The sequence below is a fragment of the Sulfitobacter sp. W074 genome (assembly GCF_025142275.1).
In the GTDB taxonomy this organism is placed as follows: Bacteria; Pseudomonadota; Alphaproteobacteria; order Rhodobacterales; family Rhodobacteraceae; genus Sulfitobacter; species Sulfitobacter profundi.
In genome coordinates this window covers 2,588,812-2,608,639 of record NZ_CP081130.1, presented here as the reverse complement: position 1 = coordinate 2,608,639, position 19,828 = coordinate 2,588,812, and the positions used below count along the sequence as shown (strand labels likewise).

The following is a 19,828-nucleotide window of genomic DNA, read 5'->3' as shown; positions in this document are numbered from 1 at the left end:
ACCTGTTACACAGTGTCGAGATAGATCTCGACCTGTTCCTCTGGGGTCAATTCCTGCATGTAATGCAATTCTTGGCGTTTCGTCAGCACGAAGTTGCGGACCATCTCGGGGGCAAAGATCCGTGCGACATGGGGGCAGCTTTCAAACAAGTCGATAGCGGTTTTCCAATCGCTGGGCATGCGCGGCAGATCGGCGGCATAGGCGTTGCCGGTGATCGGGGCAGGCGGCTCTGCTCCATCTTCGATCCCGTTAAGCGCCGCGCCCAGAACGGCGGCCAGCATCAGATAGGGGTTCACGTCGCCGCCAGAGACCCGATGTTCGATCCGCCGCGCCTTGTGGCTGCCCGAAGGGATGCGGATCGCGGCGGTGCGGTTTTCATAGGCCCAGCATACCCCGGTGGGCGCATGGGATTCGGGCACCATCCGGTCAAAGCTGTTGGCGTGCGGACAGAACACCAGCGCCGAGCCCCGCATCGCGTTCATGCAGCCCGCCACGGCGTGGCGCAGCGTGGCGGTCCCCTTGGGCCCGCCATCGTCAAAGATGTTGTCGCCATTTTCATCCAGCACCGAGAAATGCGTGTGCAGGCCGGAGCCGGAGTAATCCTCGTAAGGTTTCGCCATGAAGCTTGCGGCAAAGCCGTGCCGCCGCGCCAGCCCTTTGACCAGCATCTTGAACAGCCATGCGTCGTCGGCGGCGCGCAGCGCATCGTCGCAATGCATCAAGTTGATTTCGAACTGGCCCAGACCCGCCTCGGAAATGGCGGTGTCGGCGGGGATGTCCATCTCTTCGCAGGCGTCATAGAGATCGGTGAAGAACAGATCGAACTGGTCGAGCGCGCGGATCGACATGGTCTCGGCCGCCTTGCGCCGTTTGCCCGAGCGGGGCGAGATCGGCACCTGAAGGTTGCGGCCCGAATCGTCGATCAGGAAGAATTCCAACTCCACCGCGCAAACCGGCGTCAGCCCGCGCGCCTTGTAGCGGTCAAGCACGGCGCGCAGCGCGTGGCGCGGATCGCCTGGGTAGGGGCGGCCATCTTCGCGGAACATCCAAATCGGCAGCAGGGCCGAGGGCGCGTCGAGCCATGGCATCGGCATAAAGCCCCGCTCGGTCGGTTTCAGCACGCCGTCCGCATCGCCGCTCTCAAACACCAGCGGGCTGTCGTCGATATCCTCGCCCCAGATGTCGAGGTTCAGCACCGAGACCGGAAAGCGGGTGCCTTCGGTTGTCACCTTATCGGCAAAACGCGACGGAATGCGCTTGCCGCGGGCTTGGCCATTGAGGTCGGCGGCGGCCACACGAATGGTGCGGACCTGAGGGTTTTTGCGAAGCCAGTTGTTCATACGTCACCTGCAAAGGCGGTGGGCATGTCACAGAGCGGTTCACCCGGGGGGCAAAAGCAGTTGGCGCCCACGCGCCGCGTAATTTGATCAAATAATGGATACTACCGGATCAAATTAGGACGCAAGCGAATTTTACGGCGTTGGGCCTGTGGCAGGTGCCGGTTTAGGCGGGAATTGATCAAACCGAAGACGCCAATGATGCAGAGCGTCAGAAGGATGAAATAACCGGCAAGAATGGGATAGGGCACGAAGGGATTGAAGGTTTTGTCGGCAAAATAGCTGGCGTAATAGAGCGCATCTCCGCGCTGTTGCCAGGCCGGGAAACCGCTGAAAAACACCAGTGTCGTGGCGTGAAACAGAAAAATCGCCTCGTTCGTATAGGCGGGCCAGGCAAGGCGCAGCGAGGTGGGCCAGATCACCCGGCGAAAGCGCGACCAGCCCGACAGACCATAGGCATCTGCGGCCTCGACATCGCCCTTGGGGATGGACTGCAGCGCGCCGTAAAAAATTTCGCCCGAATATGCGGCAGTGTTGAGAAAGAGCACGATCAGCGCCCCCAACCATGCCGCGGTGAAGGGAGCGAAAAAGGCGTATTCGGACTTCAGCGACAGAAACAGGAAGTAGCCAAAGAAGAATTGGATGAAGAGCGGCGAGCCACGGAAGATGAAGATGAACCATTCCGCCGGTTTGCGGAACCAAGGGTTCGGACTGGCCTTTCCAACGCCAAGCGCCGTGGCAAAGAAGAACCCTGTCAGCAGGGCGATGACGCCGAAGTAGATGTTCCACAGCATCCCTGAGCCGATCAGCGTGAACTGTTCGCAGAGCGTGAAACCCTCGCGCGGCAGCAGGCGTTCACCATAGCCAAGAGAGCGCAGACCGTAGTCCTGAATCGTTTGCAGACAGCTCATGCGCCGGCCCTCCGCTGGGCTTCGCCGCCGGTGGTGGCTTGGCCGCGTGTCAGTCGTTTCATCAGGCGGTCCAACGAAATCTCGGAAATCCGGGTAAAGAGCAGGTAGAACACCAGCAGCCCGAGGAAGTACCACATGCGCCAGTCGGGGTGCGGATAGTCGGTAAAGCGCGGCGTCTTGGTGCCGCCCAGTTCGCGCGCCCAATAGACGATATCCTCGACGCCCAAAAGAAACAGCAGCGGCGTGGCCTTGATCAGCACCATCCACAGGTTGCTGAGACCGGGCAGGGCATAGACCCACATCTGCGGCACCAGCACCCGCCAGAAGGTCTGGCGGTGGTTCATGCCGTAAGCCTCGGCGGTTTCAAGCTGCGCCCGGGGCACGGCGCGCATGGCACCGAATAGGACGTTGGCCGCAAAAGCGCCGAAGACGATGGCAAAGGTAAAGACCGCAAGGCCGAAACCATAGGTCTCATGCACCCATTGCGCGGCATTGCCCAAAGGCATCTTGGCGGCCTGACAGACCACGAAATCACTGCCTTGGCGGACCGGCATGTCCCAATCGGAACAGAGCGCCTTGTGACGCAGGTATTCGATGCCCTGATCCAAGGCGATGACGAAAAACAGAAAGAAGGCGATATCCGGCACACCGCGCACCAGCGCGATATAACCTTTGCCGACCCAACTCAGCGGCGCGAAACGCGCACGCGCCATCATGGCCCCGCCAAAGCCGAAGGCCAGCGCCACAGGCGCGGTCACGGCAAGCAGCATCAAGACCTTAAGGAAGGACATGTAGAACGACATATGAACGCCGGTTGTCAGGTAACAGGCGGTCCAGAACCAGTCGTTCAGGATCGATGGGTCAGAGCAGAAAGAAAACATGGGCCCCCATGGGCTGGTCCGCGCGAGGGTGCTGCGCGAGGGCTAATCCGCGCGAGGGTGCCGCGCAGGGAAGGTCAGGCGCGCCGCGAAGGGCGCGCCTGAGGTTGGATCACTCGTAGGTGTTGGTATCGTCGCCGAACCACTTTTTGAGCATTTCGTTCAGCGAGCCGTCTTCTTTCATCTCAGTGATGACGGCGTCGAATGTGTCACGCAGTTCGGTGTCGGACTGACGCAGACCCATGCCGATGCCGTCGCCAAGCGGGACATCGTCGCCCACGAACATCAACTCACCGCCGGATTCCTCGACGATCGGAACGAGGTAATCTTTGTCAGCGAATACCGCGTCGGCTTCGCCGTTGCGCACGGCCGCAACGGTTTCTTCGGGGGTCGCGAATTCGATCAGCGTGGCACCGCTTTCGGCAACGTGACCAGCTTGGATGGTCGCTGTCTGACCTGCAACAACGCCGCCTTCGATGTCCGCATCCTCAGAGGCCGCAACATAAGCGGAAGCGGTCGGCGGATAGTAGTTCTGCGTGAAGGAGATGACTTCCTTCCGCTCGTCGGTGATGCTCATCCCGGCCATGATGTTGTCGTAGTTGCCCGACACGAGGTTGGGGATGATGCTGTCCCAGTCGTTTTTCACCCATTCGCAGGTCAACTCGGCGCGTTTGCACAGCTCGTCGCCCAGTTCACGCTCGAAACCGTCGACTTCGCCGGCGTCGTTGATGAAGTTGTAGGGGGGGTAGGCGCCCTCGGTGCCCATGCGGATGGTTTTGCCATGAGCTTCGGCCATCGCGAAACCAGCAGTCATGCTGAGCGCGGCGCTTGCCAGTAGGATCTTTTTCATTTGGTAACTCCCTTTGGTTTTTGTTTACGCAGGCTGGGTTGCCGAAAGGAACCCACGCAGACGTTCCGATTTGGGCGCGCCGAAGACTTCTTCGGGCGTCCCTTGTTCTTCGATCAGACCTTGGTGCAGGAACACGACATGGTCGCTGACATCAGCGGCCAGTTTCATGTCATGGGTCACGATCACCATCGTGCGCCCCTCTGCGGCGAGGTCTTTGATGACTTTGACGACTTCCTGCTCCAGCTCGGGGTCGAGCGCGCTGGTCGGCTCATCAAACAGCAGCGCCTCGGGCTCCATGCAGAGTGCACGGGCAATGGCGGCGCGCTGTTGCTGGCCGCCGGACAGTTGGGCGGGGTAGACATCGCATTTGTCACCGATCCCGACCTTTTCAAGATAGCCGCGCGCGGCGCGCTCTACCTCTGCCCGGTCGCGGCCCAGCACGGTCAGCGGCGCTTCCATGACGTTTTGCAGGATCGACATATGCGCCCAGAGGTTGAACTGCTGGAAGACCATCGACAGGTTGGTGCGGATGCGCAGCACCTGCTTGGCGTCCGCCGGGCAGCGGTGGTGGCCGTTGCCTTTCCAGCGCACCGGTTCGCCTTTGAAAATCACTTCGCCCTGCTGGCTGTCTTCCAGCAGGTTACAGCAGCGCAGCAAGGTCGATTTACCAGAGCCTGAAGAGCCGATCAGCGAGATCACATGGCCACGCGGGGCGGTCAGATCGACCCCTTTGAGAACCTCCAGTGAGCCATAGGCTTTGTGAAGGTTCTTGATCTGGATAACCGGGGTATCTGTCGTCACGGAAACTGTCGCCAATCTGTCATTTCAGTGCGCTATAAAGCGACGAATCGACGGAAATTGCAACGCAGAGTTTGGCCCGCGTTGCATCGCAGTACCGGTGCTGACGCTAGGTCAGCTTTCCTTGGCGACACGCTGGCGCGCCATGGCGCTGTCGGTATCGGTGACGCCCAATAGGTTCGACACCAACCGCAGCAGCGCGTCTTCTTCGTCAGAGCGGCTGCCATCGGCCAAAACCACCTGCCAAAGCGCTTCGATCACCTCCAGCCGACGCTCATAGGGCACCGCGTCTTTGATCGCGCGGGTAAAGCGCACAGTGTCGGGGGCTTGCGCCTCAAGCGCCTCGGCTTCTTCGCGCAGGGCGGTGGCGTCAGCCTCATTCAGCCCGTAGCGTTCAGCCGCGATCCGGTCGATCAAGCGCCGTTCGCTCATCGCGTAGTCATTGTCGGACCTGGCGATGCGGACCAAGAGCGCGGTCAGCGCGAGGCGGGCATCGTTGTCGGCCAATGGGTCGGGTTCGGGCTGGGTCAGCCGTTTGAGAAAGTCACCAAACATAAGTGCGTTATCATCCTGCTGCGGGGAAAGGGAATGTCAGAGCGTATTTAGAGCGTTGGCGCGGGCTGCGGCCATATCCTCATCCGATAGGCCAAGCGCGGTTTCGATGGCGACAAGCTGGATTTCCTCGTCATCATTGCGCGCCCCGTCCGAGAGGGCCACCTGCCACATCGCCTCGCCCAGTGCTTTGCGGTCGGCATAGTCGACCTCTTCGCGCAGGATGCGGGTGAACTCAGGCGTGCCGGGGGCGTCACGTTCCAGCGCCTCGCACGTGGCGCGCAGCTTGGCGGCCTCAATCGGTTTCAACCCAAAGGTCCGCGCCAGAATCTGGTCGATCTGGCCGATCTCGGAGGCGCGGTAGTTGCGGTCGGCAAAGGCCACACGCACCAAAAGCGCGCCCAGTGCCAGTTGGGCATTGGGCTGCGGCAAAGGTTTCGGCTGTGCCTTACGGCGGGGGAACAGTCGGTTCAGCATGGGGCTCACTTATCGCAGGAAACAGGGTCGCCATAGAGGAAACTGCGCGTGGGGCGCGCTGGTTCCTGCAATGGTCCGCATGGATTTAGCTGTCATAGCCTTCTACGATCACCAAAGACCCATCGGCCACGTTCAGGCGGATGTCTTTGGCACGCTGGTAGCCGGGGCTTTCGTAGCAGGCGACCGCGTCGGCATAACTGTCGAATTCCAAGACAACAGTGCGGGCGCGCATCTGGCCTTCGCGGACTTGTTGGGTGCCGCCGCGCACGAGGAAACGCGCGCCGTAATCCGCGAATGGTTTGGCATTGGCGGCGCGGTATTTATCATAAATCGCGGTGTCGTGGATATCCATGGTGGCGATCCAATAGCCCTTTGGCATCTGTTATCTCTCCTGTTGGGTCAAAGTGGCGAAACGGGCGGTGAGGTTCTGCGCCTCAGTTGCCAGCCCGTAGGGGGGATTGATCACGAACATGCCCGAGCCGACCATGCCATGACCGGGGCGCGCTGGCGGGAAGCGCACTTCGTGGCGCAGCGCTTCGGGGTGGTTGGCGGTGAGCGTGTCGAGCATGGGTACATGCGCGCGGTTGGTCAGGATCGGATACCACAGGGCTATGATCCCGACGTTCCACGCGCGGCTAAGCTTGGCGATCTGGCGCGGGATGGTCTCGTAATCCGTCTTGATCTCATAGGAGGGATCAATCAGCAGCATCCCCCGGCGCGGCGTAGGCGGAGTGAGGGCAAAGGCCATCTCGAACCCATCGCTGAGGTGGCATTTCGCCGGGTAGGGCGACATTGCCAGATCAAGGGCGCTGTGCTCTTGGGGGTGCAACTCGGCCAGATGGATGCGGTCATCGGGGCGCAGCAGTTTCGCAGCCAGCAGAGGAGAGCCGGGATAGGCGCGGGGGCCGTGGGTCTCGCGCAACGCTTGCAAGACTTGGGAATAGGGGTGATCGGGGGCGAACCAATCGGCCACCTTGTCGATGCCCTGCCGCGCTTCGCCGGTCTTTTCGGCCGCCGCGTCCGACAGGTCATAGAGCGCCCGGCCTGCGTGGGTTTCCAGATAGGTGAGCGGTTTGTCCTTGCGGGTGAGATACGACAGCATCCACGCCAAAAGCGCATGTTTCTGCACGTCTGCAAGGTTTCCGGCGTGGTAGATGTGTTGATAGCTCAGCATGGCCTAGCTGTAGCGGAGTGGTTGGCGGGTGCAACGCGAAAGAGCGGAGAGGGCCATAGCCTACCCGTCGCACCGCAGGTGCGGCGAATGAATGATGGCACGCCTGCGGCGTGGCGGGCGGGCAGGCGATGGCCCGGCGCCTGCGGCTTGATTCCGGGCCTGTTGATGGCTGCCAGACAGAAAAAAGGCCCGGCGTTTAACGCTCGGGCCTTCGATCTTATACCAACCGCGACACATCCTTCGCGGCGCGCACGAAATCCTTGAAAAGGGGATGCGGATCAAACGGCTTTGACTTCAGCTCAGGGTGGAACTGCACGCCGATGAACCACGGGTGATCCGACCATTCCACGATCTCTGGCAGCTTGCCATCCGGCGACATGCCCGAGAATTTCAGCCCAGCCTTCTCAAGCTGTTCCTTATAGGCGATGTCGACCTCATAACGGTGACGGTGACGTTCATCGATTGTGGTGGTGCCATAGGCTTCGGCCACGCGCGAGCCTTCGGCCAGCGTCGCGTCATAGGCGCCCAAACGCATGGTGCCGCCTTTGTCGTCATCGACCTTCCGCGCCACCTTGTGGTTGCCCTGCACCCATTCTTTCAGGTGGTAAACCACCGGCTCGAAACGCTTTTTGCCTGCCTCATGGTCAAACTCTTCTGACCCCGCAGATTTCAGCCCGGCCACGTTTCGCGCGGCTTCGATCACCGCCATCTGCATGCCAAGGCAGATACCGAGGTAGGGGACCTTGTGCTCGCGGGCATATTGCGCGGCCTTGATCTTGCCTTCGGTGCCACGCTCGCCAAAGCCGCCGGGGACGAGGATCGCGTGGAAACCTTCAAGATGCGGCGCGGGGTCTTCGCTGTCGAAAATCTCGGCGTCGACCCATTCCACGTTAACCTTGACCCGGTTGGCCATGCCGCCATGGGTCAGCGCCTCGGCGATGGATTTATAGGCGTCTTCAAGCTGGGTGTATTTGCCGACGATGGCGACTTTGACTTCGCCTTCGGGGTTGTAGATGCGGTCGGCCACGTCTTCCCAACGGCGCAGGTTCGGCTTGGGGGCAGGGGTGATCTGGAAGGCATCCAGAACCGCCTGATCCAGCCCCTCGCGGTGGTAGGCCAAGGGCGCTTCGTAGATCGATTTAAGGTCTTGCGCGGCGATCACCGAATCCGGGCGCACGTTGCAAAAGAGCGCCAGCTTCTCGCGTTCTTTCGCGGGGATCGGCCCCTCGGAACGGCAAACCAGAATGTCGGGCGCGATGCCGATGGAGCGCAGTTCTTTGACCGAGTGCTGCGTCGGCTTGGTCTTCAGTTCGCCGCTGGCTTTGACGTAGGGCAGCAGCGTGAGGTGCATGAAAATACACTGCCCGCGCGGCTTGTCTTGGCTGAACTGGCGGATCGCTTCAAAGAAGGGCAGACCTTCGATATCGCCCACGGTGCCGCCGATTTCGCAGAGCATGAAATCGACCTCATCATCGCCGATATCGATGAAGTCTTTGATTTCATTGGTGACGTGGGGGATAACCTGAATGGTCTTTCCCAGATAGTCGCCGCGGCGTTCTTTCTCCAGCACGGTGGAATAGACCCGGCCCGAACTGATGCTGTCGGTCTTGCGCGCGGCCACGCCGGTGAAGCGCTCATAGTGCCCAAGATCAAGATCGGTTTCCGCGCCATCATCGGTGACGAAGACTTCGCCATGCTCAAATGGCGACATCGTGCCGGGGTCGACGTTCAGGTAGGGGTCCAGCTTGCGCAGACGAACCGAAAAACCGCGTGCCTGAAGCAAGGCGCCCAAGGCCGCCGAGGCCAGACCCTTGCCCAGCGACGAGACCACACCGCCTGTGATGAAGATATAGCGTGCCATGTGATCGGAGACCCCCGTGAAATCAAAGTTTGTTGCAGGCAAAAACCAGCCAAACGCGCTGCGGAAAACCGCAGCACCACGGGATTTAAGCCTTACAGGATTCGTGCGTGTGAGGCAAGGCCTGCCGCAACATGCAGTTGCGGAACAAGGCCGTGCCTCAAGGTTTTGTGTTCGTTAGCTTAATCGGCCGCAGGGACCAGCGGTGAGTTGCCATCCGCGGAAGGCGGCAGCAGATCGTCGCCCGCAGGCAGGGCAGGGCTGCCATCTTGGTTCTGGGCGGGCGGTGTCGCGCTCAGCCGGTCGATGACCGACGAGCCTGCGGATTTTTCCGCCGCGATGATGGTCAGCGTGATCGAGGTGGCGATGAAACCAGCGGCAAGGATCCATGTCACCTTGCCCAGTGCCGTCGCGGCAGAGCGGCCCGAAACGGCACCGCCGCCGCCACCACCCATGCCAAGGCCACCGCCCTCAGACCGTTGCAGCAGTACCACGGCGATCAGGCCGAGGGCCAGAATCAGGTGAATGATCAGAACGACATTTTCCATGGGTACGACAGCTTTCGGTTTTGGTTGGCGGGTATCTATTCGTCTTTGCCCATGGGGGCAAGGGTGGATTGCCGCCGAGCAGCGATCGGACCGGGGTGAAAAGCGGGGAGGGGGCACCAGACGGATGAAAGGCACGAGCAAAGACCGCCGCATGGGGGCGACGGTCTTTTGAAGCAGTACTCAACCACAATATGTAAGAGGGTTATCCTGGAATTAAGGTGGTGCAGACTCGCTTCGTAGGAATACTATAGCATGAAATGCGGGCAAATTCGCCCATTTTCTTTGCAGAGAAATGAAGGAATTGGCTTTGATCGGCGATGGACAGCCGATCCCCTCTGGGGCAGTCTGCCGCCATGCCTCATGATCATCCAGACCACGACCACCCCCATGCCCTGCTGCCGCCCGAGCCTGCGCTCAGGGTCAAGGCGCTGGAAACGCTGTTGACGGCCAAGGGGCTGATTGACCCCGCCGCATTGGATGAGATCATCGACACCTATGAGAACCGCATCGGCCCGCGCAACGGGGCCGAGGTCGTCGCCCGCGCGTGGAGCGATCCTGATTTTCGCGCGGCGCTGCTCAAGGATGCGACCGCCGTGGTGGCCGAGATGGGTTTCTTCGGGCGGCAGGGCGAGCATATGGTCGCGGTCGAGAATACGGATGAGGTGCATAACATCGTCGTCTGCACGCTGTGCTCCTGCTACCCTTGGCCGCTTCTGGGCATTCCGCCGGGTTGGTATAAATCCGACGCCTACCGCGCCCGCGTGGTGCGCGAACCGCGCAAGGTGCTGGCGGAATTCGGGGTGGACCTGCCCGCAGACACCGCCGTACGGGTCTGGGATTCAACAGCCGAGGTGCGCTATCTGGTGATCCCGCAGCGCCCGGCGGGAAGCGAGGGCATGGATGTCGCGGCGCTGGCCGACCTTGTCACCCGCGACAGTATGATCGGCACCGGATTGGCCAAAGCGCCATGACCCGCGTGCATGATATGGGCGGGCGTTTCGGCGATGGCCCGGTCACGCCCGAGGCCGAAGACGTGATCTTTCACGCCGAGTGGCACCGCCGCGCGCTGGCGTTGACCTTGGCCACCGGCACCTTAGGCAAATGGAACATCGACGTGTCGCGCCATGCCCGCGAATGTCTCGCCCCCACTGATTACATGCGGTTCAGCTATTACGAAAAGTGGCTCGCCGGGGTGGCCGATATGTTGGTCGCCCGCGGGGTGGTCAGCCGTGAGGAACTGGCGGGCAAGGCCGATCCTGCGCCCAGCCCGCTGGCGGAAAAGGCGATGAAAGCGCCGCAGGTGGCTGGGGTGCTGGCCCGTGGCGGCCCGGCGGATCGCCCTTCGGACATCGCAGCGATCTTTGCGCCCGGCGATGCGGTCGTCACCCGCAAGCAGCCTGAAAACACAATTGTTCCGGGCGGCCACACCCGGCTGCCCGCCTATGCCGCGGGCGCGAAGGGCCGGGTGCTGCGGCTGCATGGCACGCATGTCTTGCCCGACAGCAACGCCCATGATCTGGGCGAAGCCCCTGAGCCGCTTTATGCCGTAGCCTTTCCGGCCTCTGAGCTTTGGGCGCATCCCGAACACCCCCGCGATGAGGTCGTGCTCGACCTGTGGCAAAGCTATCTGGAGGCCCCATGAGCGCCCCGGAACCCGTCTTTGAGGCGCCATGGCACGCGCATCTCTTCGCGCTGACGGTGCATCTGAACGAGAGTGGTCTTTTCGATTGGCCCTTTTGGGCCGACCGCTTTGGCGCGACTTTGGCACGGCATGGGCTGAGGCGAGAGTTGAACGGCGGAGAGGACTACTTCAACGCTTGGCTGGAAACCCTCGAAACCCTGCTGATCGACGCAGGCCATGCCCGCCCCGGTGATCTGCGCAGCCTGCGCGACGGGTGGGAGGCCGCCTATCTCAGCACGCCACATGGCGATCCGGTGCGTTTGAGCGCGGCAGGAAACGTCTAAACCCCCTCGCTGGCGCTCAGCGCGTTTTTCGAGTTTCACACGCCTGCCACTGTCGCTATACGGGCGCGGGACATCGCAAAGGAATATATCATGGCCAATGTCGTCGTTGTCGGCGCCCAATGGGGTGACGAGGGAAAAGGCAAGATCGTTGACTGGCTCAGCGAACGCGCCGATGTGATCGCGCGCTTTCAAGGCGGGCATAACGCGGGCCACACTCTGGTCATCGACGGCAAGGTTTATAAGCTGCACGCGCTGCCTTCTGGCGTGGTGCGCGGTGGCAAGCTGTCTGTCATCGGCAACGGCGTGGTGCTGGACCCGTGGCACCTGCTGAAAGAAATTGAGACCATCGAAGGGCAGGGCGTTGAGATCAACCCCGAGAACCTGATGATCGCGGAAAACACGCCGCTGATCCTGCCGTTCCACGGCGAATTGGACCGCGCTCGCGAAGAAGCGGCGAGCAAGGGCACCAAGATTGGCACCACTGGCCGCGGCATCGGGCCGTGCTACGAGGACAAAGTGGGCCGCCGCGCCATCCGCGTGGCCGATCTGGCGGACCCCGCGACATTGGAAGCCCGGGTTGACCGTGCGCTGCAGCACCACGATCCGCTGCGCAAGGGCTTGGGCGTTGAAGCCATCGACCGCGACGCGCTGATTGCACAACTGCAAGAAATCGCTCCGAAAATCCTGCCTTTCGCTGCACCCGTTTGGAAAGTGCTGGCCGAAAAGCGCAAAGCGGGCAAGCGCATCCTCTTCGAAGGGGCGCAGGGCGCGCTGCTCGACATCGACTTTGGCACCTATCCCTTTGTCACGTCGTCGAACGTGATCGCAGGGCAGGCGGCGACCGGCGTGGGCCTTGGCCCCACCGCCATCGACTATGTGCTGGGCATCGTCAAAGCCTATACCACCCGCGTCGGCGAAGGCCCGTTCCCGACAGAGTTGGAAGACGCAGACGGCCAACGTTTGGGTGAGCGGGGCCATGAGTTCGGCACCACCACCGGGCGCAAGCGCCGCTGCGGCTGGTTCGACGCGGCCCTGCTGCGCCAGACCTGCGCGACTTCCGGCATCACCGGCATCTGCCTGACCAAGCTTGACGTGCTTGATGGGTTCGAGACGCTGAAGGTCTGCGTCGGCTACGATCTGGACGGTGAGCGGCTCGACTATCTGCCGACCGCCGCCGAACAGCAGGCCCGTTGCGTGCCGATCTACGAAGAACTGCCGGGCTGGTCCGAATCGACCGAAGGCGCGCGCAGTTGGGCCGATCTGCCCGCCAATGCGATCAAATATGTGCGCCGGGTCGAAGAGTTGATCCAATGCCCCGTCGCACTCGTCTCCACCTCGCCAGAGCGGGAGGACACCATTCTGGTGACCGACCCTTTCGCGGACTGATCTGATGGCGCTGAGCTACAAAGCACGTCGCCGTTGGGCGCTGGTGATCCTGCTGATCGGGCTGCCAAGCTATATCGCGGTGGCGGTCTGGACGGTGGCCCAATTCGACCGCCCGCCGGTGCTGCTTGAGCTTGGCATTTATGTTGCCCTTGGGATCGTCTGGGCACTGCCGTTCAAATTTGTCTTTAAAGGCATCGGACAGGCAGACCCGGATGCGGGCGATGACCAGTAACACCTAATAAAAAAGCGCCCCGCGGGGCGCTTTTTCGTATCTGCACTTTGGTCGGGGGTTTAACCCACGGCGCGGTGATCAGGGCGGTAGCCAATCTCATCGGAGACGGTGAACCGCCCGCCTTTGATTTTCTCGATCTTGCCTGCGCGCAGCAGTTGACCGAAGGAGCGCAGCCCGTCTTCGCGGGTGAAGTCCGGCAGCCCGATCGAGCGGACCTTGCCCATCAACTGCGGGCGGGAGAACTGGTCGCGCCCCTCGACAAAGGACATGTAAGACGCCGCTGCTTCAAGCAGTTCGGGCAGCTTGGTAGCGCCCATGTCGGCGGCGAAATCGGCAAAGCTTTCGGCATCGGGGTTGGTTTTGACCGGCTCGACCACGGCAGCCACCCGGCGCGGACGCACGGGGCCGGCGCTGCGCAGCTTGTCGACGTCGATGCGCTGCTCGGCTACCAGTTTCAGCGGAGCAGAACGGGCGTCGGCCTTGGGTCGCTCGGTCCGGGCCGAACGGCTCACGGGGCGGCGCGGACGGACTACATCGGCCAAGTCTTCGCGGTAGGCGTCATCCGAGGTCGCGGTGGTGGCGCGGCCCCCCATCGCCTCATCGGCTTTCTTCGCGGCGACGGCGGCGCGAAGATGGGCAAAGGCATCGCGGCGCGTGGTGCTTTCGGCCTCGTCCATCTTGCTGTCGGTTTCCGCCATCAGACGCGACATGTCGGGGCCGGTCTCATCGTCGATGGTGGGCAGGCTGTGACGGGCCGCTTGCGCAGGCTCGGCTTGCTCTTCGATCTGTTCCGCTGCGGCTTCAACCTCTGCTGGTTCCTGCTCTGCGGCTTTAACCTCTTCGGGCTCTTCGCCTGCGGGTTCGTCTTCAACAGGCGCGGCTTCCGGCTCGGTCATCTCGACCGCGGGGGCGGGCGTTTCCTCGGCCTCTGCCGGGGTGGACGCGCCAAGTTCGGCCTCCAACGCGGCCAATTCGCGGGCCAGTTCGTCTTCATCCTCGGGCGACAGCGAAGAGCTGCGCGCTTCCTCGGCTTTTGCGGCGGGTGCCTCTTGCGGTGCCGGGTCGGAGACTTCTTCCAGATCGCCCCGGGCCACGGCGGCTTCGAGATCTGCGCGTTTGACCTTGATCACGCGCCCTTTGCGGGGCAGGTCGGCGGCGTCGATCTCCGGTGCGGCTTCGGCTTCAGGTTCCTCTTCGTCCTCTGCGTCGAACAGGCTTTCGTCCGTCTCGGCGACTTCTGCTTCGTCTTCTTCTTCGGCCTCAAGACGGTTGAGGATGTCAGCGAGATCGTCGTCGTCCTCTTCCGCTTCGTCTTGCGCCATCTCTGTGGCTTCATCGGCGTCCAGCGCATCTTCGATGTCGCGACGTGCGGCGTCGATGGCGGCTTGGCTCTCTTCGGATTCGACCTGCGTTTCGGCGGTGGCACGGGCCACTTGGGGCGCGGCTGCTTCTTCCTCGTCGTAGCTTGCGGCCTCATCCTCGTCCTGCTGGGCGACCACGGCGCGGATGCGCTGCAGTTTGGCGGCGATGCTGTCGGCGGGGGCGGCGCTTGCGGCGGGCGTCTCTTCGACGCTGGCGGCCTGCGCTTCATCCTCGTAGTGGGACTGCGGCTGCGGGCTGGCGGCAAAGAACGCCTCGGCGTCGCTGGTGTCTTCTTCCTCTGCTTCGGCTGCCGGTGCAGGCTCGGCGGTAGGGGCGGGCTCCGCCTTTTCGACGGCTTCAGCGATCTGAGGTTCGGCTGCTGCTGGGGCTTCCACGGCGGCGGTGTCGGCGATCTCAGCCTTAAGGGGGGCTGGCGCTTCTTCTTGGACGGGCGCAGGCTCTGCCGCGGCGGGTGCTTGCGGCGCTGCGGTTTCGGCCTGAGCCGGAGCGGCTGCGGCAGGTGCTGCTGCCGGGGGCGCTTGGGCCGGAGCCTCCGCGCTTTGGTTCTCCAGCGCGCTCAGCACGATCTTGCCTTCCTGCTCACGGGCTTGCACCCGGCGGGAGACTTCGCGCTGCGCGATCCGGGTGAGCATCTCAGCATCCGGTTGTGGCGGCTCGGCACCGAAGTAACGGTCATCCGAGGCCAGATCGCGGAAATACTCGGCAATGGCCTTCATGGTGCCGAAGGAATCGTCGAAGCCTTCCAGCGTACACGAAAAAGTGCCATAGGAGACCGTCAAGATTTTGTTGCTGTTCATCATCGGATGCTCGTCCTCTGCGGTGTTGCAGGTATCGTTTACCACGATGTCCAAGACCAAAGCGGCTCGAATCTGTGCCATTCAACGTATGATTTCAAGGCAAGATTAAGGCAGATTTCCGAAAGGGGCACTAATTGACCACTTCAGACCATATCGTGCGGGACCACAAACCAGTCACGCTGCTCGGCGGCGGAGAGGTCTTTGAGGGAGACATCGGCGCGGCACTGGCGCTGGCACCCACCTGCGTTGCGGCCGACAGTGGCGCCGCGCTGGCTCTGGCGGCAGGGGTGGAATTGGCGGCGGTCATCGGCGATTTCGATTCCGCCCCGGCAGAGGTGTTGGCACGGATCCCATCAGAGCGGTGTCACCGGGTCGCCGAGCAAGAGAGCACGGATTTCGACAAGGCGCTGACCCGGATCGACGCGCCGCTGGTGCTGGGGGTTGGTTTTACCGGGGCGCGGCTGGACCATCAGCTTGCGGCTTTTAATACGCTCGCCACCTATCCGGATCGGCCCTGCATCTTGTTGGGCGCGCATGAGATCGTGCTGCTCGCGCCGCCGCGCATCACCCTACCGACGGAGGCGGGGGATGTGGTCTCTCTCATGCCATTGGCACCGGTGACGGGGCGCAGCCGTGGATTGGAATGGCCGATTGACGGGCTGGATTTTGCGCCCGGTGGCCGGGTTGGCACGTCGAACCGCGCTTTGGGGCCCGTCGCGCTTGAGATGGACGGCCCCGATATGTTGCTGATCCTACCGCGTCGCCTTATGGCGCCACTGGCGGCGCAACTGCTGCGGCCAGATCACGCGCAGTGGCCCGCTCGCGCATGATCACGTAGAGACCCGCGCTGACGCTGATCAGAATGCCCAAACCTGCGAGTGGATTGGGCAGGTCGGAGAAGATGAGCAAACCAAGCAGCGTGGCGAAGGGGATTTCAAGGTATTGCATCGGCGCCAATGTGGCCGATGGGGCAAAGCGCAAGGACCATGTCATCAGCAGATGCGCGATCGTACCGAGAACCCCGATGCCGAGCAGCAGGGTCCAGTCGAAGGCATCGGGTTGTATGATCTGCAAAGGCGCGAACTCCGTGATGGCGCCGAGCGCCAGCAACGGCAGGATCATCACGACAGCCATCACCCCGCTCACGGCTTGCAGGCTGATCGGGTCCGTCTCCTTGGCGATCTGGCGGGTGACCAGCATGAAGAATGAAAAGACGACCGCCACGACGATCGGCAGCAGTGCGGGCCAGCCGACGTTCACGAAACTCGGTTGTACGATGAGAAGCGTGCCGAGAAACCCAACGATGCTCGCGCCCAAACGTCTTGGGCCGACCTCTTCCTTTAAGATGAGTTTGCCGAGCAGCAACATGAAAAAAGGCATGACGAAAGCAATGGCAACGGCATCGGCGAGGGGCAGGTATTTCAACGCGGTGAACATGGCGGCAATGCCCGCCATATGCAGCAGGGTGCGCAGAAGGGTCAGCCGAAACACCCGCCCGCGCATGTGCCAGACGCGGCCAGAGTACCACACGATTGGAAACAGGATCAGCGCCTGAAGGGCGAAGCGGAGCAGCACCACCTGTCCCAAGGGGACCGAAGCGCCCAGTAGCTTGGCCACCGCATCGCCCACGGGCGCTACGATGCAGAAGCCCATCATCAGGGCTATTCCGATAAGGGGCCGATCCTGTTGCATTGCGTTACGCTAAGGAAGGTTTGTGTTTAATGCAATCTTTGGTTGAGGCTGGCTCATTTGTATCGCGTCCTTTTCGCAGAGGCAGAGGCAGAGGCAGAGGCAGAGGCAGAGGCAGAGGCAGAGGCAGAGGCAGAGGCAGAGGCAGAGGCAGAGGCAGAGGCAGAGGCAGAGGCAGAGGCAGAGGCAGAGGCAGAGGCAGAGGCAGAGGCAGAGGCAGAGGCAGAGGCAGAGGCAGAGGCAGAGGCAGAGGCAGAGGCAGAGGCAGAGGCAGAGGCAGAGGCAGGATGCGGGTGGAAAGGCTGACAAAAGGACCGGCATCGAAGGGGACGTTGATTGCGATTGCCTGCTTACGAAGACCCGGCGGTGGACAGTGGACTATGCAAACCTAGTACCCCCAAATGGACTTTCGTCTTGTCCTAAACGCAACCAGCGCCGCGAATGCGACTGACACTTGCCCGACAGAAGGGCGTCCGGCGCCTTTGGTCCCGGTTTCGTTCTGGGCCTCAGGTTCAAGCCGCGGGGCGGCTCAGGTTCACCCGGTTTCGACCGTGGGTTTTCGCAGCGTAGAGGGCCTGATCCGCCTGAGCCATCAACGCTTCCGAGGATAGCGGGCGGCCCTCTTCCTCCATCGGGCCGACGGAGAGACCGATGCTGATGGTCACATGTATCGGTAGGGGAGTGCCGGGAACGACGAAGCCGCGATTGCCGATATCGGCACAGATCGCCGCCGCCGTTTTTTCGGCATCCGCAAGGTTGGTCCCCGGCATGACGATAAGGAATTCCTCCCCGCCAATCCGCGCGACAAGGTCCATGCCGCGCAGATTGTTGCGCAGCCGTTCCGCCGTTTGCACCAGCACCGAATCCCCCGCGGCATGGCCATAGCGGTCATTGATGCCTTTGAAATGATCCAGATCGGCGACCATCACCGAAAAAGGGCGGGCGGTTTCAAGGGCATGTTCCGCGATGTGATCCAGATGGGGCAGGGCATAGCGGCGATTGTGCAGCCCCGTCAGAGGGTCGAAAACGGCAGCCTTCAGCCCTGTGCGTACCGTATCGCGAAGTTGGTCCGTCATCCGTTTGCGCCGCAAGATCGCATGAAGACGCAGGGCCATTTCCGCGGGGTTGAAACCTTCGGTCATCAGATCGTCTGCTCCCAGATCTAGGGCAGTGGCAGCAAGCGCCGCATCCGGGGCCAGTTGCACCACCAGCAGCCCGGTATGGCGGGTTTGCGCATTGGCGCGTAGGGTCGAGATTAGGCGCAGAGCCGCCGTGGCAGGCACGGGATCTTGAGGCAGGACCAATACAAAGGCGTCTGGCGGCCCGTTTGCGGCGGCGGCGCGAATGGCCTCCTCCGGGTTGGCGAGGGTGAGGCGCGCGCGCAGTTGGGGGCGGAGGTGTTTGGCCCAATTCACGCTCATCGCGCTGTCGGAATGGATGATCACACAGTGGCTGCGGGCTGTGAATTCCGCCGTAAATTGAGCCGCGGGTTCCGCCAACCCAAGCGCGCGTGACGTGTCATCGCGCATCTCCCATTCGTCAGCCGCATTGCGGGCACGGATGAGACTGCGCGCCCGGCCTAGCAATAGCGTGCAATCAAGCGGTTTGAGCAACACGTCGTTTGCCCCCGCTTCGAGCGCGGCAAACCTATCCACCGCCTGATCGCCGTTGCCGATGGCCAGCACCGGAAGCTGCGCGCTATCGCCAGAGGCTTTGAGCGCGCGGCATAGGTCCGCCGCCCCGCCACCCGGCAGGGTCAGGGCGCAGATCACCAGATCCGGCGGGTTGTCCCGCACGCAGGTCAAAGCCTCTTCCATATTCTCTGCCTGCACGACGTGATAGTATGCCGCACAGAGCTTGACCTTGAGGGCGATCCGATTGGTTGCAATCGCATCTGCAATAAGGATGGTCCCTTGCACGACAGCTCCTTCACCGTACAAATCAGTTTGATGAGACTGTCTTTGCCCCTTAATGGTTAACAAAGGGTTTCCAACCTTCAGCAAAAGACGGTTTTCAATGTCCTATACCCAAGATTCCGCCGAAACTTTGGCACTTCAGGCGCTGGGCTGGCTCGCGGCGAATGATGATCTATTGCCGGTGTTTCTGGGCAGTACGGGCGCGTCCGAAGCGGACCTAACGAAAGAGGCCAGCGACCCTATTTTTCTGGGCGCTGTGCTGGATTTTCTGATGATGGACGACGCCTGGGTCATCGGGTTTTGCGACCATCTGGCGATACCCTATGAACGGATCATGCAAGCCCGCGCGGCGCTGCCCGGTGGGGAGCAGGTGCATTGGACTTAAGAAACGTTAAGGGTCTGCTCTTTGACAAGGACGGCACCCTTTTTGACTTTGCCGCGACTTGGGAACCTTGGGCCGAAGCCTTCTTGCTGCGGGTCTGTGATGGGGAGCGTGAAATGGCCGCGCGGGTCGGCGCAGACATTGGCTTTGACCTTGCCACCCGCCGCTTTGCCCCAGACAGTATCGCCATCGCTGGCACACCGCAGCAGGTGGTCGATGCCTTGGCCCCGCATTTCCCTGAACGGCCGCCTTCGGACCTTCTAGAGTTAATCAATGCCGAGGCGGCCCGTGCGCCGCAGCGCGAGGCGGTGCCGCTCAGACCGTTTTTGCAGGGACTGCGCGACCGGGGGCTGCGCCTCGGCGTGGCGACCAATGATGCGGAACACCCCGCGCGCGCGCACCTGCTGGCGGCGGGGGTGGTTGATATGTTCGACTTTATCGCAGGGTTCGACAGTGGGCATGGGGGCAAGCCATCTCCGGGGCAGTTGCACGCCTTTGCGACGCATGTGGGCCTGCCGGCCTCCTCCATCGCGATGGTCGGCGACAGCATTCATGATCTAGCAGCCGCGCGCGTGGCGGGCATGGGGCGGATCGCGGTGTTGACCGGACCGGCCACAGCGGAAGATCTCGCCCCGCACGCCGATCTGGTCTTGCCGGATATCGGCCATTTGCCGGGGCGGTTGATTTAAGGCCGG

General features: G+C 62.1%; 23 protein-coding genes. 9 read left to right on the top strand and 14 right to left on the bottom strand.

Annotation, left to right across the window (positions count from 1 at the left end; translation table 11 throughout):
• Nucleotides 1-5 precede the first annotated feature (5 nt).
• From K3762_RS12860 to secG, 11 genes are all read right to left on the bottom strand, one after another.
• The gene (locus tag K3762_RS12860) at nt 6-1,340 is read right to left on the bottom strand and encodes a glutamine synthetase family protein (protein WP_120351505.1); all 1,335 of its coding nucleotides are present in this window, start codon (nt 1,338-1,340) and stop codon (nt 6-8) included.
• Between the two features lie 101 nt (nt 1,341-1,441).
• Nucleotides 1,442-2,248, bottom strand: a complete 807-nt coding sequence (locus K3762_RS12855) for an ABC transporter permease (RefSeq protein WP_120351504.1) — start codon at nt 2,246-2,248, stop codon at nt 1,442-1,444.
• Entirely contained in the window at nt 2,245-3,129 is an 885-nt protein-coding gene (locus K3762_RS12850; protein ID WP_067627062.1) for an ABC transporter permease, read from the bottom strand. Before K3762_RS12850 ends, K3762_RS12855 begins: the two co-directional genes overlap by 4 nt.
• Nucleotides 3,130-3,238: 109 nt before the next feature.
• The gene (locus K3762_RS12845) at nt 3,239-3,976 is read right to left on the bottom strand and encodes a transporter substrate-binding domain-containing protein (protein WP_067627063.1); all 738 of its coding nucleotides are present in this window, start codon (nt 3,974-3,976) and stop codon (nt 3,239-3,241) included.
• A 24-nt stretch (nt 3,977-4,000) separates the two neighbouring features.
• Nucleotides 4,001-4,777 carry an ABC transporter ATP-binding protein gene (locus K3762_RS12840; protein WP_132445154.1) on the bottom strand — a complete coding sequence of 259 codons (777 nt, stop codon included), beginning with the start codon at nt 4,775-4,777 and terminating at the stop codon, nt 4,001-4,003.
• A gap of 111 nt (nt 4,778-4,888) precedes the next feature.
• On the bottom strand, nt 4,889-5,329 hold the full coding sequence (locus K3762_RS12835) for a TerB family tellurite resistance protein (RefSeq protein ID WP_067938626.1): 441 nt from the start codon (nt 5,327-5,329) through the stop codon (nt 4,889-4,891).
• Between the two features lie 36 nt (nt 5,330-5,365).
• On the bottom strand, nt 5,366-5,803 hold the full coding sequence (locus tag K3762_RS12830) for a TerB family tellurite resistance protein (RefSeq protein WP_067627069.1): 438 nt from the start codon (nt 5,801-5,803) through the stop codon (nt 5,366-5,368).
• Between the two features lie 85 nt (nt 5,804-5,888).
• A complete protein-coding gene (locus K3762_RS12825) occupies nt 5,889-6,182 on the bottom strand; it encodes a DUF1330 domain-containing protein (protein ID WP_067627071.1) in 294 nt (97 codons plus the stop codon).
• A 3-nt stretch (nt 6,183-6,185) separates the two neighbouring features.
• Nucleotides 6,186-6,977, bottom strand: coding sequence for a 23S rRNA (adenine(2030)-N(6))-methyltransferase RlmJ (locus tag K3762_RS12820; protein WP_260009736.1), 792 nt, complete (start codon nt 6,975-6,977; stop codon nt 6,186-6,188).
• Nucleotides 6,978-7,194: 217 nt separating this feature from the next.
• Entirely contained in the window at nt 7,195-8,838 is a 1,644-nt protein-coding gene (locus tag K3762_RS12815; RefSeq protein WP_067627074.1) for a CTP synthase, read from the bottom strand.
• 179 nt (nt 8,839-9,017) lie between these two features.
• Entirely contained in the window at nt 9,018-9,383 is a 366-nt protein-coding gene (secG, locus tag K3762_RS12810) for a preprotein translocase subunit SecG (protein WP_067627076.1), read from the bottom strand.
• Between the two features lie 353 nt (nt 9,384-9,736).
• Here secG and nthA point away from each other — a divergent pair, with 353 nt between their 5' ends.
• The 5 genes from nthA to K3762_RS12785 all read left to right on the top strand — a co-directional run bounded on the left by nthA (nt 9,737) and on the right by K3762_RS12785 (nt 12,966).
• Nucleotides 9,737-10,354, top strand: a complete 618-nt coding sequence (nthA, locus tag K3762_RS12805) for a nitrile hydratase subunit alpha (RefSeq protein WP_259945340.1) — start codon at nt 9,737-9,739, stop codon at nt 10,352-10,354.
• Entirely contained in the window at nt 10,351-11,025 is a 675-nt protein-coding gene (gene nthB / locus K3762_RS12800; RefSeq protein ID WP_067938633.1) for a nitrile hydratase subunit beta, read from the top strand. Before nthA ends, nthB begins: the two co-directional genes overlap by 4 nt.
• Nucleotides 11,022-11,348 carry a nitrile hydratase accessory protein gene (locus K3762_RS12795; protein ID WP_120351499.1) on the top strand — a complete coding sequence of 109 codons (327 nt, stop codon included), beginning with the start codon at nt 11,022-11,024 and terminating at the stop codon, nt 11,346-11,348. Before nthB ends, K3762_RS12795 begins: the two co-directional genes overlap by 4 nt.
• A 90-nt stretch (nt 11,349-11,438) precedes the next feature.
• A complete protein-coding gene (locus tag K3762_RS12790) occupies nt 11,439-12,734 on the top strand; it encodes an adenylosuccinate synthase (protein ID WP_067626585.1) in 1,296 nt (431 codons plus the stop codon).
• 4 nt (nt 12,735-12,738) lie between these two features.
• Nucleotides 12,739-12,966, top strand: a complete 228-nt coding sequence (locus K3762_RS12785) for a DUF2842 domain-containing protein (RefSeq protein WP_007119326.1) — start codon at nt 12,739-12,741, stop codon at nt 12,964-12,966.
• A gap of 59 nt (nt 12,967-13,025) precedes the next feature.
• On the opposite strand, the gene K3762_RS12780 is transcribed toward K3762_RS12785, so the two are convergent.
• Nucleotides 13,026-15,227 carry a hypothetical protein gene (locus K3762_RS12780; protein ID WP_260009730.1) on the bottom strand — a complete coding sequence of 734 codons (2,202 nt, stop codon included), beginning with the start codon at nt 15,225-15,227 and terminating at the stop codon, nt 13,026-13,028.
• Between the two features lie 53 nt (nt 15,228-15,280).
• Here K3762_RS12780 and K3762_RS12775 point away from each other — a divergent pair, with 53 nt between their 5' ends.
• Entirely contained in the window at nt 15,281-15,976 is a 696-nt protein-coding gene (locus K3762_RS12775; protein ID WP_260009728.1) for a thiamine diphosphokinase, read from the top strand.
• Here K3762_RS12775 and K3762_RS12770 read toward each other — a convergent pair.
• The gene (locus K3762_RS12770; protein ID WP_260009726.1) at nt 15,912-16,838 is read right to left on the bottom strand and encodes a DMT family transporter; all 927 of its coding nucleotides are present in this window, start codon (nt 16,836-16,838) and stop codon (nt 15,912-15,914) included. The two genes, K3762_RS12775 and K3762_RS12770, sit on opposite strands and share 65 nt — an antisense overlap.
• Nucleotides 16,839-16,895: 57 nt before the next feature.
• Here K3762_RS12770 and K3762_RS12765 point away from each other — a divergent pair, with 57 nt between their 5' ends.
• Nucleotides 16,896-17,141 (top strand): hypothetical protein, encoded by a 246-nt coding sequence (locus K3762_RS12765; protein ID WP_260009724.1) that lies wholly within the window; start codon nt 16,896-16,898, stop codon nt 17,139-17,141.
• A 206-nt stretch (nt 17,142-17,347) separates the two neighbouring features.
• Here K3762_RS12765 and K3762_RS12760 read toward each other — a convergent pair whose 3' ends face one another.
• Complete coding sequence (locus tag K3762_RS12760; protein ID WP_132445144.1) at nt 17,348-18,754, bottom strand: diguanylate cyclase; 1,407 nt, start codon at nt 18,752-18,754, stop codon at nt 17,348-17,350.
• A gap of 97 nt (nt 18,755-18,851) precedes the next feature.
• Here K3762_RS12760 and K3762_RS12755 point away from each other — a divergent pair, with 97 nt between their 5' ends.
• Both K3762_RS12755 and K3762_RS12750 read left to right on the top strand, forming a co-directional pair.
• Nucleotides 18,852-19,136 carry a DUF3572 domain-containing protein gene (locus K3762_RS12755; RefSeq protein WP_132445142.1) on the top strand — a complete coding sequence of 95 codons (285 nt, stop codon included), beginning with the start codon at nt 18,852-18,854 and terminating at the stop codon, nt 19,134-19,136.
• A complete protein-coding gene (locus K3762_RS12750; RefSeq protein WP_120351494.1) occupies nt 19,127-19,822 on the top strand; it encodes an HAD family hydrolase in 696 nt (231 codons plus the stop codon). Before K3762_RS12755 ends, K3762_RS12750 begins: the two co-directional genes overlap by 10 nt.
• The last annotated feature ends 6 nt before the right edge of the window (nt 19,823-19,828 follow it).